General features: G+C 41.9%; 17 protein-coding genes, 1 pseudogene and 1 other annotated feature (1 of these 19 cut by a window edge). Of the genes and pseudogenes, 9 read left to right on the top strand and 9 right to left on the bottom strand.

Annotation, left to right across the window (positions count from 1 at the left end; translation table 11 throughout):
• Positions 1–207 (bottom strand) — a binding site (T-box leader); it reaches 39 nt to the left of the window's first position.
• 90 nt (positions 208–297) lie between these two features.
• A complete protein-coding gene (gene ilvE, locus JOD17_RS03855; protein WP_204695785.1) occupies positions 298–1,200 on the bottom strand; it encodes a branched-chain-amino-acid transaminase in 903 nt (300 codons plus the stop codon).
• Positions 1,201–1,406: 206 nt separating this feature from the next.
• On the opposite strand from ilvE, the gene JOD17_RS03860 reads away from it, so the two are divergent.
• The 4 genes from JOD17_RS03860 (at position 1,407) to JOD17_RS03875 (ending at position 5,280) form a co-directional block, all read left to right on the top strand.
• A complete protein-coding gene (locus JOD17_RS03860; RefSeq protein ID WP_204695786.1) occupies positions 1,407–1,664 on the top strand; it encodes a hypothetical protein in 258 nt (85 codons plus the stop codon).
• 330 nt (positions 1,665–1,994) lie between these two features.
• Positions 1,995–3,047 carry a pyruvate dehydrogenase (acetyl-transferring) E1 component subunit alpha gene (gene pdhA / locus JOD17_RS03865; RefSeq protein ID WP_204696071.1) on the top strand — a complete coding sequence of 351 codons (1,053 nt, stop codon included), beginning with the start codon at positions 1,995–1,997 and terminating at the stop codon, positions 3,045–3,047.
• Entirely contained in the window at positions 3,044–4,048 is a 1,005-nt protein-coding gene (locus JOD17_RS03870) for an alpha-ketoacid dehydrogenase subunit beta (RefSeq protein WP_204695787.1), read from the top strand. The genes pdhA and JOD17_RS03870 overlap by 4 nt, the downstream gene beginning before the upstream one ends.
• Positions 4,049–4,059: 11 nt before the next feature.
• Positions 4,060–5,280: a dihydrolipoamide acetyltransferase family protein gene (locus tag JOD17_RS03875; protein ID WP_204695788.1), complete on the top strand. Its 1,221-nt coding sequence runs from the start codon at positions 4,060–4,062 to the stop codon at positions 5,278–5,280.
• Between the two features lie 33 nt (positions 5,281–5,313).
• Here the strand turns inward: JOD17_RS03875 and JOD17_RS03880 are convergent, their stop codons facing one another.
• The 5 genes from JOD17_RS03880 to JOD17_RS03900 all read right to left on the bottom strand — a co-directional run bounded on the left by JOD17_RS03880 (position 5,314) and on the right by JOD17_RS03900 (position 9,589).
• Positions 5,314–5,727 (bottom strand): PaaI family thioesterase, encoded by a 414-nt coding sequence (locus tag JOD17_RS03880; protein WP_204695789.1) that lies wholly within the window; start codon positions 5,725–5,727, stop codon positions 5,314–5,316.
• A 14-nt stretch (positions 5,728–5,741) separates the two neighbouring features.
• Entirely contained in the window at positions 5,742–6,569 is an 828-nt protein-coding gene (gene paaX, locus JOD17_RS03885) for a phenylacetic acid degradation operon negative regulatory protein PaaX (protein WP_204696075.1), read from the bottom strand.
• Positions 6,570–6,704: 135 nt separating this feature from the next.
• Positions 6,705–7,505 carry an ABC transporter ATP-binding protein gene (locus tag JOD17_RS03890; protein ID WP_204695790.1) on the bottom strand — a complete coding sequence of 267 codons (801 nt, stop codon included), beginning with the start codon at positions 7,503–7,505 and terminating at the stop codon, positions 6,705–6,707.
• Positions 7,480–8,496 (bottom strand): ABC transporter permease, encoded by a 1,017-nt coding sequence (locus JOD17_RS03895; RefSeq protein ID WP_204695791.1) that lies wholly within the window; start codon positions 8,494–8,496, stop codon positions 7,480–7,482. Before JOD17_RS03895 ends, JOD17_RS03890 begins: the two co-directional genes overlap by 26 nt.
• A 19-nt stretch (positions 8,497–8,515) precedes the next feature.
• Positions 8,516–9,589: an ABC transporter substrate-binding protein gene (locus JOD17_RS03900; RefSeq protein WP_239575210.1), complete on the bottom strand. Its 1,074-nt coding sequence runs from the start codon at positions 9,587–9,589 to the stop codon at positions 8,516–8,518.
• 301 nt (positions 9,590–9,890) lie between these two features.
• Between JOD17_RS03900 and paaA the strand changes: the two genes are divergently transcribed.
• From paaA to JOD17_RS03925, 5 genes are read left to right on the top strand one after another with little or no spacing between them, the layout of a single operon-like run.
• On the top strand, positions 9,891–10,874 hold the full coding sequence (gene paaA, locus JOD17_RS03905; protein WP_204695792.1) for a 1,2-phenylacetyl-CoA epoxidase subunit PaaA: 984 nt from the start codon (positions 9,891–9,893) through the stop codon (positions 10,872–10,874).
• Positions 10,871–11,227, top strand: a complete 357-nt coding sequence (gene paaB / locus JOD17_RS03910; protein WP_042359532.1) for a 1,2-phenylacetyl-CoA epoxidase subunit PaaB — start codon at positions 10,871–10,873, stop codon at positions 11,225–11,227. Before paaA ends, paaB begins: the two co-directional genes overlap by 4 nt.
• The gene (gene paaC / locus JOD17_RS03915) at positions 11,220–11,996 is read left to right on the top strand and encodes a 1,2-phenylacetyl-CoA epoxidase subunit PaaC (protein WP_338028750.1); all 777 of its coding nucleotides are present in this window, start codon (positions 11,220–11,222) and stop codon (positions 11,994–11,996) included. The genes paaB and paaC overlap by 8 nt, the downstream gene beginning before the upstream one ends.
• 31 nt (positions 11,997–12,027) lie before the next feature.
• Positions 12,028–12,336, top strand: a complete 309-nt coding sequence (locus JOD17_RS03920) for an EthD family reductase (RefSeq protein WP_042359531.1) — start codon at positions 12,028–12,030, stop codon at positions 12,334–12,336.
• A complete protein-coding gene (locus tag JOD17_RS03925; RefSeq protein ID WP_204695794.1) occupies positions 12,329–13,117 on the top strand; it encodes an enoyl-CoA hydratase/isomerase family protein in 789 nt (262 codons plus the stop codon). Before JOD17_RS03920 ends, JOD17_RS03925 begins: the two co-directional genes overlap by 8 nt.
• A gap of 15 nt (positions 13,118–13,132) precedes the next feature.
• Here JOD17_RS03925 and JOD17_RS03930 read toward each other — a convergent pair whose 3' ends face one another.
• The 3 genes and pseudogenes from JOD17_RS03930 to pucL all read right to left on the bottom strand — a co-directional run bounded on the left by JOD17_RS03930 (position 13,133) and on the right by pucL (position 15,234).
• On the bottom strand, positions 13,133–13,315 hold the full coding sequence (locus JOD17_RS03930; protein WP_204695795.1) for a hypothetical protein: 183 nt from the start codon (positions 13,313–13,315) through the stop codon (positions 13,133–13,135).
• Positions 13,316–13,393: 78 nt separating this feature from the next.
• The gene (gene uraH / locus JOD17_RS03935) at positions 13,394–13,729 is read right to left on the bottom strand and encodes a hydroxyisourate hydrolase (RefSeq protein ID WP_204695796.1); all 336 of its coding nucleotides are present in this window, start codon (positions 13,727–13,729) and stop codon (positions 13,394–13,396) included.
• A gap of 15 nt (positions 13,730–13,744) precedes the next feature.
• A pseudogene (gene pucL / locus JOD17_RS03940) lies at positions 13,745–15,234 on the bottom strand (factor-independent urate hydroxylase).
• Between the last annotated feature and the right edge of the window lie 15 nt (positions 15,235–15,249).

Here is a 15,249-nt window from a genome sequence, read left to right on the forward strand (position 1 = left end):
CAGCACCAAAGCGCTGGCTCATGACGCAACCGATTTGCGTCTTTTTCGTAACGATCAGATCGTTGTTCTGACCGGCAGCCACTACTTATGTTCATCGCTGCACTCAGAGGGGAGTTCATCTTAAGCTTTACTGCCGGGTTCTCAGCATTCCTCGGCTCTCTGTGAAGTAAATGTCTTTCGACTACTTAACCTCTTCAACGTTTTATGTCATTCAATTATACGAATTTCGAATGTTCGATTGATAGATATGTTACCACAAGTATGAATATAAAAACATAGTTATTCTAAATTTTTTTGTTATGCTTTCATTTCTTTTTTGTAAACCGGTGTTCCGTCTTGCAAAATCTTCTCACGAAACGCCTCAGTTAATCGAATGGTTTCTTGACCTGGTTTGCCATCAGAGATCACACGACCATCGACTTTAACGACAGCAATAACTTCTGCAGCTGTGCCGGTTAAGAATACTTCGTCTGCTGTATAGACGTCATGCCTCGTAAACGGTTGTTCTTTTACGGTGTACATTAAGTCGTCTGCAATATCAATAATTGCTTGCCTCGTAATTCCTTCGAGGGCACCAACGTATCCTGGTGGCGTGTATAGCACACCATTCTTTACGATAAAAATGTTGTCACCAGAGCCTTCTGCAACGTACCCTTCATCATTTAACATCAACGCTTCAGGAACGCCTGCAAGATTGGCCTCAATCTTCACCAATATATTGTTCAAATAATTAAGTGATTTAACCTTCGGACTAAGCACATCAGGGCGGTTTCTTCTTGTTGCTACACTGACAATTTCAATCCCCGTCTTATAAAGTTCTTTTGGAAATAGTGCTAGTTCTTCTGCAATTACAATAACTTGAGGTGTTCCACATGATCTAGGGTCTAATCCTAAATTGCCTACCCCACGAGAGACGACGACTCGAATGTACGCATTCTCTAAATCATTCTTACGAACCGTATCGACTACAATTTCTGTCATTTCATCTAATGAATACGGAATTTCCATCATGATTGATCTTGCTGATTCAAAAAGACGAATGAGATGTTCTTTTAATTTATAGACGTTGTTGTCGTACGTACGAATCCCTTCAAACACGCCATCGCCGTATAAGAATCCGTGATCATAAACGCTAACTTTCGCTTCATGCTTGCGTACGAACTCGCCGTTCATAAATATCCACTGCTGTTCTTCTTCCATACGATCACCTCAAGACTTCAGTAAATGTACACCGTACAAAACCATTTGTTTCTCTCACGAGTACATCGATGTTGTTGTCTATCATACCGCTAAGTGAAATGACGGTCAACCGTTTTTTGACAACTTTTCTGACAATATAAAACGATTGCTAAAGAACATACGTTCGTATATAATAACATTAACTATTTATTAGGAGTGGATCGACGATGTATTTACACCCTTATTCTTATTTAGAAAAAGAGGTTTCGACGAATATTGAACAAAAATCAGTCATTGAGCAATTAGAGACCGCTCTTTATAGAAGTATTCCGCTTACCATTTCGATTCTCAAAGAAGAAATGGCCGCTCATTTACACGGTACATGCGTAGAAGTAGATCATGAAAGCAATCGCGTTGTCTTTAATCAAGACCCAACGTTCTTTTTCATTCCATTTGAACAAATTACAGATGTCGCTTTTACATAAGAGATGTTTTTCCTCGTTTTTTATTATTCGTTTTATTTACGGAGTTGTTATTTTTGTTATATATTATTGTTTTCTTACCAACGATTCTGAAATGAAAGGTTTTTGTTTAGTACTCTTCATCACTTTAAAGCTTCAATCCCCCAAACCCCTAGCATATTATTTCATTATAAATGATGTTGAATTTTCTAAAGATTATTGACATTTAGATTCATCTTTCGTTATTATTACAGTATTAACATAGTCCGATATAATATTGTGATACTTTTTCTGGACTAAGGAGGCGTCGTTTTGACAACATCCCTTTCTTCTTATCTCGATCAATTAGAACGAATGGACCATGACTATCCACTTCTTAGAATGATTCAACCAGATGGCAGTAAAGCATTTGCTGAAGATGACTACGATGTGACATTGCTTCTTTCGTTTTACAAACAAATGCTTCGAGCACGCATGTTTGACAGAAAAGCGATTAACTTACAACGTCAAGGTCGGATCGGCACATACGCTCCTTTTGAAGGCCAAGAGGCTGCTCAAATTGGGAGTGCATCCGCTCTCCAACAAGGGGATTGGATGTTTCCGACGTACCGTGATCACGCAGCAACGATGACCTATGGTCATTCATTAGAGACGATATTTCGTTATTGGAAAGGAAGAATCGATGGGTGTGTCCCACCTGCTGGGTTAAACATCTTACCACCGTCCGTTCCCATAGCTACGCAATTGTTACACGCTGTTGGTGCTTCATGGGCTGAACGTTTAAAAGGTCAGGACCGAGTTGCAATTGCCTATTTTGGAGATGGTGCTACTTCAGAAGGCGATTTCCACGAAGGATTAAATTTTGGAAGCGCTTTCAATACACCGACGATTTTCTTTTGTCAAAACAATCACTTTGCGATCAGTGTTCCAATTCATAAACAAATGAAATCAAGAACGATTGCTCAAAAAGCATTCGCTTATGATATTGAAGGCATTCGCGTTGATGGTAATGATGTACTAGCCGTCTACAAAGTGATGGAGTACGCAGTCGAAAAAGCACGTCGTGGAGATGGACCAACATTAATTGAAGCTGTCACGTGGCGTTACGGAGCACATACGACAGCAGATGATCCTACAAAGTATCGCGATCAGAGTATTAATGAAGAACGTCGCGATGAAGATTGTCTTCTTCGGCTTGAGCGATTCCTTCGACAAGAAGGTGTCTTTGATGAGCAACAGATTGAAGATGCGACACATGAGATTGCGATGGAAATTGATGAAGCCGTAGAACGCTTTGAACGTGCAGAAGAGCCGAATCCAAATGATATGTTTGACCATGTATTCGAAGATCTAACACCTTCACTGCGAGAACAACATCAACAGTTTCAAAAGGAGGTCACTTCATGACGAGTTCTTTACAACAAACCAAAGAATTAACGATGGTGCAAGCCATTACGGATGGATTAAAGATCATGTTAGAAGAAGACCCGACGACGATGATTCTCGGAGAGGATATCGGTGTAAACGGCGGTGTATTTCGTGCAACAGACGGTCTGCTCGAACAGTTCGGAGAGCATCGTGTGATCGATACACCTCTAGCTGAATCAGGCATTATCGGAACGAGTATTGGGCTTGCCCTTAACGGTTTTAAGCCGATTGCAGAGATGCAATTCCAAGGGTTTATTTACCCTGCATTTGAACAAATTGTTTCACATGCTATACGAATTCGAACACGTACGCTTGGGGCTTTTACCGTACCGATGGTTATTCGCGCTCCATATGGCGCCGGCATTCATGCTCCTGAATTGCACTCCGATAGTATGGAAGCGATGTTTACACATCTACCAGGATTAAAAGTTGTTATCCCTTCTAACGCTTACGATGCAAAGGGACTGTTAATTTCTGCGATTGAAGATCCTGATCCTGTTCTATTCATGGAACCGATGCGCACGTACCGTTCTACACGAGCGACGGTACCGAGTGAGAAGTATACCGTGAAGATTGGTGAAGCATCTGCCCTTACAACAGGGGAAGACGTCACAATTCTTGCTTATGGTAATATGATAAGCCCTGCACTAGCTGCAGCGAAACAGGCAAAAGAAAACGACAATGTCAACGTTGAAGTCATCGATCTACGTACGTTGTACCCTCTTGATGAACAAACGATTCTTGAATCGGTGGAGAAAACCGGAAGGGTCGTTATCGTCCATGAAGGCCATAAAACGAGTGGGTTTGGCGCTGAACTCATCGCCTTCATTAACGACAAAGCACTCTTTTCTCTTCGAAACCCGGTTGTTCGGGTTACTGGTTACGATGTTCACGTTCCTTTCTTTTCAATTGAAGAACATTATATCCCGAATGCAACACGTATTTACAAAGCCATTGAAACCGTGTTAAACGAAGAGTAGGAGGCTCAGATATGTTTGAGATGAAATTAACCGATTTAGGAGAAGGCATTCATGAAGGAACGGTCGATACCCTCTACGTAGGGATTGGCGATGTTGTATCTGTGGACCAACCTGTCATTGCTGTACAAACTGATAAAGTAACTGCCGACTTACCGTCACCTGTTGCCGGAACGATTAAAGACATTGTCGTTTCCGAAGGAGACGTTGTATCTCTAGGCGAAGTGATGGTAAAAATATCCAATAAAATTCAGGAGAAAGAAACGCTCACTACGAAGACAATTGAAAAGGCAACACCAGAGAATCAAACCGAGTTGCCTGCCACTCGTCTGTTTCGTTTGCAAAATGTAAAAGCCGCACCATTCACACGTAAACTCGCACGTACGTATGGGGTTGCCATTGAAACAGTCACTGGCACCGGTAAAAACAATCGAATTACGATTGAAGACATTCGGCGTCATATAGAACAGCCTACGAGACCTGAAGACGAAGTTGCCGCTACAACAGCAATCGAGGAGACGACAGTGCGCAAAAGTACACCCGCACGAACGTCCATACCGTATAAAGGTCGAAGAAAACAGATTGGCGCAAAAATGACACAATCAGTCAAAGCAATCCCGCACGTCACTCACTTCGAACGAATTGATGTGACGGAGTTGTTGTCGTTAAAAGAATCTTATAGCCATCAATCTGGCGCAAGCTTATCTTTATCCGCTGTCTTCATAAAGGCAATCGCAATTTCGTTACATGACTTCCCCATCTTCAACAGTAAGCTCGATGCAGAACGTGGAGAAATTGTCTTTCAAGACACGGTTAACATCGGGATGGCGACACACGCTGAGGAAGGGCTGATTGTGCCGGTTGTTAAAGATGTTGATGCACTTAGCATCCAAGAGATTCACAACCAATTCAAACAATTAACGAAAAAAGCGCAAACAAACACGTGTGAGTTGAAAGACTTGCAAGGCGGTACCTTTACGATGAGTAACGTCGGACCGATTGGTGGCGTTTATGCAACACCTATCATTAATTATCCCGAGACAGGCATTCTCTCCTTCCACAAAATTGAAGATACACCTGTCGTTCGAGACAAAGAAATTGTTATTCGCTCACTACTTAATGTCTCCTTTTCCTTTGATCATCGGGTTGCTGATGGCTTTCATGCAGTCTCTTTCACGAACCGTGTAAAGGAATTGTTAGAACAACCTATGCACTTACTCGTAGCTCTCAAATAAAAAAGCTTGCTCATCATTGATGGGCAAGCTTTTTTACGTAATAAAGATTGAGGACTGGCATGTAGCTGCTTTTTTGTCGTGTTGATAAAGCTCTGCGATGACATACGCGACTCGTTTTCCCAAGCGGTCTACTCTCGCATGAACCGTTACAACCCCTTCGGTAACCGGCCGGTGAAACGTTGTATCTAAGTTAATTGAAGCAAACCCTTGATGATCTTCAAGCTTTGAAGCAATTGCATAAGCCATCATAATATCTGCCGCTGATGATAAAAAGCCTCCCATCACGACACCGTTTCCATTAATAAACGAATCGTTCACCGTCCAAGTTCCAGTTGATTCGCCTTCACTTGCTGCTGTAACACGAATGTTCATCATCGTATCGCACGGAGGCGGCTCAATCTCGCCATTAGCAACACGTAAAAAATCACGAATTTCAAACCGCTTCATCGTCACCTCTCCTATCACACCTGCACGAGTAATGCTTCGTCATTTCCTTCAGAGAAGATCGTTTCAAAAAATTCAGTCGCAGGTTTAGTTAAAACATTATAATAATCGGCAAACAATACGGCTGCGTGACCACCTAACCAATCATTTGGCAACAACTCTTCTGGTAAGCTCGGGTCAACGAATAGAAACTTCCTGTACTCATGAACGAGTTCTGTTCTTTCTACAAAACAAGCGCCTAAGTCCATTTGGCCCCGCTCTATTTGATTTCTTGTAATAATGAATCGCTTGCTATACGCATCAATAAACTGACGATATTTCTCATTTATTTCTTCGATATCCCAACATTGTGTAACGAGTTCTTTTTGTTTTTCTGTTTGCTCATAATCTGAAACAAAGAAATGGATGTATTGCTCAATGTCATAACGTTCTTTCAATTGTTCAACTTCATCTTCTAGAGGATGAGGGGTAATCCAGCAACTATGTGTGAGTGAACCAAACCCACTCCACGATAGTTCCTTTCTAAGTTCATCTCGTAACTTTCGTTTACTTTCAGGTATGGAATAGATGAGCATGCGCCACTTCCCATCCCAATCTTCTTCGTATTGCTTAAAAATTCTTCTACCTGCTTCTTTCATTCGTCTCGTACCTTGGGTTGTTAGTGAATAGTAGCTTCGATTTCCTTGCTTTTCGGCTTGAACCCATCCTTGCTTTTGCATTCTTGACATGGCGGCTCGTACTGCTTGTGCATTGTGACCAAACTCCTCGAGCAATCGTATTAGCGTACCAATCCACACTTTACTTCCATAATGTTGAATATAATCTCCATAAATCGTAAAGATCATCGATCTCGTATTTAATTTTTTCGTCAAGAAACTCCGATCCTTTCTTTATTTGAGCCCGCTACAGCGTTCATTATAGCAGAACCGTTTAAAAACAGGGAATGATCGGAAAATAAACTTCCGATCATCCCAATTTTTTTAATGGCTAAGAATTGCACGATCATTTGCAAGTTGATTACCTTGAATTTTTTGGAATTCTTCTAGCAAACGCTCAACCGTTAATCGCTGTTTTTCTTCACCTTCTGCTTCAAAAATGATTTGGCCTTTATCCATCATGATTAAGCGGTTGCCTAAGTCTAGTGCTTGTTGCATGTTGTGCGTAACCATAAGCGTTGTTAACTCATTTTTGCTTACAATTTCTTTCGTCTTGTCTGTAATGAGCTCCGCTCGCGAAGGGTCAAGTGCAGCTGTATGCTCATCTAATAGAAGTATAGACGGATCGGTAAACGTTGCCATAAGTAGCGAAAGTGCTTGGCGTTCACCACCTGACAAAAAACCAACCTTTGCATTTAATCGATCTTCTAACCCAAGACCTAGAGATTCTAGTTGTTCTTTGAAAAACATCTTTCGACTTTTTGTGACGCCTTTTGCGATAAACGAACGTTTTCTCGTTCGGCTATAAGCCATTGCCATGTTTTCTTCAATCGTCATTGAAGGTGCTGTCCCTGCCATTGGATCTTGGAAGACACGACCGATGAGCTTGGAACGCTCGTGTTCTTTTAACCTTGTTACGTCTTTTGTATCGATTAGTATCTTCCCAACATCAGGGGTTAGATTACCTGCGATTAAGTTCATAAGCGTTGATTTACCTGCACCGTTACTACCAATAACAGTCACAAAGTCACCGTCTTTTAAATCTAAATACACGTTTTCTAGTGCTGCCTTTTCATCGGTCGTACCTTCATTAAACACTTTAAAGATCTGACTTAGTTGCAGCAACGGATTTCTCCCCCCCATATTGCTCTTTTATCTTACGAGCTTTGCGATACTTACGCCTTCGCTCTTTGCCATTCTCTAGTAGCCTCGGTACGACAAGTGCGCCTATGACGATAATGGCCGTTATGAGCTTCATGTCACCTGTCTCAAGAAACCCTACGCGTAGCGCAAGTGCGACGACCATTCGATAGATGACTGCCCCAACAATAACAGCAATCGTAATTTTGAAAATCGACCCTTTTCCAAAGATCGCTTCACCGATAATAACGGAAGCAAGACCAATAATAATCATTCCGATTCCCATATTCACATCGACGAAACTACTATATTGTGTGACGATCGCCCCTGATAAGGCTACAAAAGCATTGGAAATACCGAGACCTAAAATTTTTAGACGATCCGTATTCGCAGATAAACTGCTAATCATACGTGGATTATCCCCTGTTGCACGAATCGCAAGACCAACTTCTGTACTTAAGAAAAAATCGGTAAATAGCTTTACGACGATGACAATCATAATGGCAAACAATAAAATACCCCATGTTGAAGGTGTAAATGGTAGATTTAATGTCGTAAACAAACTCGTCATCAAACCATCAAACGGTAATGTCGCCCAAAAACTTTGAAACATTGTCATAATCGTATCTTCACGCATGAGCGGGATGTTCGGACTATTCCCCATAATCCTTAAGTTAATCGAGTATAGCGCGATCATCATTAATATCCCGGATAGTAAAGGGTTAATCTTTCCTTTTGCATGTAACGTTCCCGTAATTGAACCGGCTATAAAACCTGCACCAACTGCTGCTAATGTGGCAAGGATTGGTGAGTAGCCACTTACAATCATAATAGCAGCGACAGCCCCACCTGTAACGAAACTTCCATCCACCGTTAAATCGGGAAAGTTCAAAACTCGAAACGATAAATAAACTCCTAGTGCCATAATTCCGTATATGAGTCCAAGTTCAACTGAGCCGAAAAGGGCGGTGAACATTCGACTTCACCTACCTAACTTATTCGTTAATTACGTTATCAGCAATTGAATCCCACTCTTCGTCCCAATCAAGCCCCATACGTTCTGCTGCACCTTCATTAAATACGAGTTCCAATTCTGGCGGGAATTCTACAGACAACGTCGCAGGATCTGCGCCATTTACGAGAACGTCTGTAGCCATCTCACCTGTTTTGTAACCAATGTCGTAATAAGAGAACCCGAATCCAGCAAGACCACCGGCTGCAACTGAATCTAATTCCCCAACAAATAACGGCAGACTTTCTCGTTCTGCAACGCCAATTACTGCGTCAAGTCCAGAAACGACTTCATTATCAGTTACGATGTAAATCGCATCAATTGATCCAATTAAACTTTCCGTTGCACTTTGTACGTCAGCTGACGTTTGAACTGTTGCTGTTTCTACAGATAACCCTAGCTCGTCAGCGGTTTCTTGAGCGATACTCACTTGGTACTCAGAGTTTTGTTCACCTGCGTTATATACCATACCGAACGTTTCAATGTCGAATTGTTCTGACATCAATTCAACTGTTTGTGAAATGGCATCCGGATGAAGGTCCATCGTACCCGTAACGTTTCCACCTGGCGCCTCTAATGTATCCACAAGTTGAGCCCCTTCTGGGTCAGTTACAGACGTAAATAAAATTGGAATTTCAGAAGTTGATGTTGTCATAATTTGCGCCGCGGGTGTAGCATTAGCAAAAATTAAATCAACGTCATTTCCAACGAATGTATCTGCAATTGTCTGCAACACATTCATGTCCCCGTTAGGGTTTTGATCATCATAAGTAATGTCTAAACCTGCTTCTGCCAATGCGTCTTTAAACCCTTCTGTCGCCGCATCTAACGATGGATGATCAGCGTATTGAACGACGCCAACGTCGAAGCTCTCTCCTTCACTAGCTGCAGCAGGCTCATCTTCTCCATCGTCTTCAGCAGCTTCTTCAGCCTCATCGTCAGTTTCTGTTTCTGTTTCTGTCGGCTCTGCAGGAGCTTCCTCTTCTGTGTCTCCACATGCTACGAGCATCGTTGCTGCAAACATCAATGTACCAGAACCAATCATCCATTTTTTCAATTTAAATCCCCCTTATTTACAATATTATGAAAAGTGGCGATAGAAATCTTTGCCACGTTTCTTAAACATAGTATGACATAATTCAGCAGCGATTTTAATCCTTTAAACGGCTAAATTCTATAATCTATGAGGAATTTTTGACTACGATTTATGAATAAGTTACATGGTAAAACTGGGCGTGTCAATAACGATTATTAAGTTTTTAATTAAAAAGTATTAATTTTCTAAACTTTTATTATTGATTTTTATATGACGTGTGATAAGATGACGTTATAAAGACGTTATATAGGAGGATCGCTTCATGTACCACTATTTAGAGCACCAAAAGGGGTCCAAAACGAATGAAGATCCGATTCTTTACGACAATTTTATGCAACGAATTGAGAACGGCGATAAGATTGAAGCGAATGACTGGATGCCTGCTGAGTATCGCGATACGTTAATTAAATTAATTTCAATGCATGGCATCAGCGAAATTATGGGAGCGCTTCCAGAGAAAGAATGGGTACCTAAAGCCCCATCTTTAGAACGTAAACTTGCTATTATGGCGAAAGTTCAAGATGAAATGGGTCATGGTCAGTTACTTCTAAGAGTTACTGAGGATCTCATGAAGCCTTACGGAAGAAACCGCCAACATTTAATGGAAGATTTATTATCTGGACGATTAAAGTTTCATAATGTGTTCCATATGCCAACGAAAACGTGGGCTGATGCAGGAATGGTCGGTTGGCTCGTTGACGGTGCAGCGATTATTTCCCAAACGAACATGCTTGATGCATCTTACGGTCCTTATCAACGTGCATTGCAGCGCATTTGTAAGGAAGAAGTGTTTCATGCGCAACACGGGGAATCCATCATTATGGCACTTGCGGAAGGCACAGAAGACCAACGGAAGATTTTGCAAGATTCTCTCAATCGTTGGTGGCCATCACTGCTCATGTTTTTCGGACCTGCGAGTGCAGAAACGACCGGCTCATCAAAACAAGAGATTACAATCAAATACAACATCCGTAAAAGTACGAACGAAGAGCTTCGACAAGCCTTCTTAGATAAGTACATGCCGCGCGTATTTTCACTCGGACTCACCGTCCCTGATGAAACGATGCACTATGACGACGTCCAAGAAAAGTGGATTTACCAACAACCGGATTGGAATGAATTTAAACTAATCATCCAAAATAAAGGACCACGCTCAAAAGCGCGCCTAAAAGTGCGTGAGATTGCCTATTCGAACAATAGCTGGGTGCGAGAAGCTTTAGCCGTTGCTGGAGGTGATCGTCCATGAGCGAACAAGATTTCTATCAAGAATTTGAAGTTTTCAGTCGCAAGAATCCTAGAAGCGGGTTGATGCATCAGTTTAGTCTACTAGCCCCTAATGAAGAGATGGCAATGATTCTCGCTCAAGAGAACTTTATGAGGCGTGAAGAAGTCATGGACATATGGGTCGTTCCTTCTTCTTCCATTCGTCACATGACTGACGAAGAGCGCGAAGCCCTTACCCAACGTATAGACAATAAAAATTACCGTACGACGAAAGCATACGGCTATTTACGAAAAAAATGGCAAGACAAAGAACAAGGAATGCTCGATGAACAAGAGATTATGTCTTGGAAGGAGGTTAAAAAGAATCGTGGATAAACGCAATGAGGCACTCATTGATTTGCTATATCAATGTGCAGATGATGACCTGCTCGTTTCATTTCGAGGTTCTGAGTGGTTAGGTCTTGCCCCCCACATCGAGGCGGATGTAGCCTTCTCATCAATTACGCAGAATACGATGGGGCATGCGGTTTACTTTTATCGCCTTCTTCAAGAGCTTGGTGAAGGTGACGTAGACGTGCTCGCTCACGAGAGGCCTGCTGTTAAACGACGTAATGCCGTTTACCTTGAAAAGCGAAATGGCGACGGTCAGTACGACGAAGATCCTTACTTTGACTGGGCGCTTGCCGTCGTACGCGGTTATTTTTATGAGACGTATAAACGAGTGAAGCTCATCTCGTTCACCAACTCTTCTTATGAACCGCTCGCCACCTGTGCTAAACGTATTTTACCTGAGCAGCGTTATCATCTCGCTTATTGGGAAGAGTGGATGAAGCAATTACAACAAAGCTCTCCGACTGCCAAAGAAAAAATACGCACGAGAATTGAAGAAGCTTGGTCGCTGAGTTTGGACTTAGTTGACTTTGGTCAATACGAACAAACCCTTCTGATCGAAGGCTATATAAACGATCCAAATGAGTTAAAGCAACAATGGTTATCCGAGCTACAATCCAAAGTGAAAGACCTTCCCACACGCCCATTAGAACAAGTAAAGAATGGGCGAAACGGAGAGCATACGAAAGATTTGGATGAAGCTCTGACAACATTATCAGAAGTCTATCGAACTGATCCAGTCGCTCAGTGGTAACGAAATTAATTTATAGAAACGAGGAATTACAATGGCTAAATTAATCGCACTGTATAAGCAACCGGAAGACAAAGCAGCATTTGATGAACATTACTTCAACACACATGCGCCAATCACGAAGAAAATTCCTGGATTAAAAGAAATGAACGTTACGAAGTTTGTTGGTACACCGATGGGAAAAGAAAGCGATTATTACCTCATGTGTGAAATGGTTTATGAATCTCATAACGCCTTAAAAGCAGGACTTAAAAGCGATGAAGGTAAAGCATCTGGAAAGGATTTAATGAGCTTTGCAGGATCTTTAGTTACGCTAATGATTGGCGAAGATGTCGATGAATAACGAGACGAAAACCACCGACGAACTTCTCGTTCAACTACGAGAGAACGTCTGCTACGTCACGTTTCAACGACCTACCTATTATAATGCATTCACACCGAGTCTATTGCAATCGCTTACAAGCATTATTGAAGACTCCGATCGAAATGATCAAGTTCGAGCGATTGTGATTACGGGTGCTGGCAAAGCGTTTTGCTCAGGTCAGGATTTAAAAGCAATGAAATCCGAAGAAACATACGATCAGTTGCTAGAAAACAACTATCATCCGCTGTTACGAGTCATGCGCGCGACAAAGACACCACTTATTGCTGCTGTAAATGGTATCGCTGCTGGTGCAGGTATGAGCCTTGCGCTCGCTTGTGACTATCGCCTCGTTCATGCAAACACGACTTTTATTAGTGCATTTACAAACATCGGCTTAGTACCGGATGCAGGGATGATGTATGACCTACCACGCCTTGTCGGTTCAGCGAAGGCATTTGAGATCGCTACATTAAATGAAAAAATCTCAGGTGAAGAAGCAATTTCTCTACATCTTGCCACTTGCTACATCCACGATGATTGGCAAGAAGGCGTTGAACAATTTGCGAAGACAATTGCCACCATGCCTACTGAGGCCCTTCGATTAACGAAAGAGCTGCTCTTCGGTGGACTACAAGAAGACTATGAAACGTATTTGAATCATGAAGCCCGCGCTCAGCTTAAAGCTGGTAACACAAGCGATCATAAAGAAGGATTAAACGCCTTCAAAGAAAAGCGAACCCCACAGTTTACAGGTCTGTAAGCTGTAGGGTTCGCCCTATTTTTGTTGCTTTTTTCTTCGGTGTCTTCTTGTGATACGTAGCGCTAAATTCGCAACTGCCATCGCAGCAACTAACGTAACGAACAGTGCGGTTATGACTCCGAACACACTCGTATACCAATTAAAAAACAACAAGTAGATGAGCGCAATTAATGGAAATAAGATGTCGAGCCACTTCACGTTAACACAGCCTTAGTATGTCTTTTCTATTAGAAAGTGTACTCGATTCCTTCATTCAACTCAACTTATTGCATTCATTTAACTTCCTCTGTACGTTTGATATCCCCAAGGAGAGATTAATAACGGCACGTGGTAATGCTCATCTGGATCGGTAATTTTAAAACGGATCGGTACCGTTTCATAGAAGCTCTGTTCATTAAAATAATCCCCAACATGAAACTCTAATTCAAATATCCCTAATTCAAGCTGTTCACCTTGCAAAAGAGGTTCATCGACTCGACCGTCACCATTCGTCCAAGCCTCTTGAAGGTTTTCTTCTCGTTCACCAAGATTAATAGAATACAATTTAATGTGTACATGTTTCGCAGGTACACCGTTTGAGAGATCTAGAACGTGTGTCGTTACCTTTCCCAATTCTCTCTCCTCCTTTTAACGATGACTCTCCTCTACGCCAATGTTGGCAGACTGTCGCTCGTTTTCTAAGTCCGCCCGCGTCACTTGGAATCGTTGAAAACCATACGGTAAACGTGGTTCTGTATACACCTTGCCTTCAGAATCTGGTACTTGTTCAACAACTGTATCCCACGTGCGATTCTGCGATTCAAAGCGAACGTCTTTTAATGAAGGAAAACGTTGCAACATCCGTAACCCGATGTGATAGATTAAGCTTTGAATGGATGGTGATGCGGTTTCGTGAAAAACTGTACTCGCAATGTCTTTCACTTGCTCGTGAGCAACGAATCCATCCTCTTCTTCTCCTCCTGGTTCATACGTCCATCCTATGTTCAAATAAATAAAAAGCGGTCGATTCCCATCTTCTGGTAATGTTGTATACTCATCTCGAATAAAACCGACAAACGAATTGTCTTTCACTTTAATCAGCTGCAAATCCGTGAGTTCACTCATCTGCTGTACACTTGCTATTGCCCCTTCACGACGTTCCATATGAATAGATGCTTTCAACTTTTCGTTTCTAGACTTCTTGTAAACAAGATCACTAATTTTAGGCTCATCATTCTCCGTTGTAACAGTTGCCTCAAATGGTAATAAATCTGCCGTCATCTTGACCGTCTCGATGTGAGCATAGTGTTCAAGAAACGCATGAGCGACATAGTGTACAAATTGCTCAGCCGTTGTACCAGGAAAAGTCGCTAAATGCCGTTGAATAAAGTTCTTCATTGAATCCGTTGCAACGACCTTCGAGTTGTCTCCTTCAGTAAATGAAGATAAAAATTCCTTCCCTCCTACTTCTACCGTCACATCTATTCCAAATACCGTATTGTCCCGCTCTTTAAATGACGATTCAGGGATTTGTCTACTCGCTACAACGGGCTCCATAAACGTACGGTAAGCAAAAACATTTCCTTTTCCATACGTCATCATTTCTCTCTCGTCCACGATGATTACCTCCTCGAAACTTGTTAACCTTGAATCCGATCACATAAGCGAAAGTAAGCAATTTTATAGATTTCCTGTAATGCAGTTGAGACTTCTTCTTCTTTTGTTAACAACAACCTTCTCTGAATCGCTTCAACAATCGCATCTTTTGATTGACCTTTAACTGCCTTTATAAAAGGAAACCCAAACGTTTCCACATATTGTTCATTTAACTGTAAAAACGTCTCGTACTCCTCATCACTTAATTGATCCAATCCGACTTTGCGCTGTTCCGCAACTGACATTGGTGCCATCTTTTCTCGTGCCCCGAGCTTTGGGTGAGACCGAATTAACGTTAATTGATCCTCAACGTCCGCTTCTTCCACACTCATCACCATACGTTCATGCACTTCTACAACTGTTTTATATGGACGATTGTCGGCAGCTTCCTCAGCAACCCACGGTGAATGTTCAAAGACGTCTGATAACGTGTCCGTAAAAAAGTGAGTGTCATTTTCATTTAGCTGTTTCAAGGTTACCAACTCGAACACTCCTTT

This window comes from Geomicrobium sediminis (assembly GCF_016908595.1).
GTDB lineage: Bacteria > Bacillota > Bacilli > Bacillales > Marinococcaceae > Geomicrobium_A > Geomicrobium_A sediminis.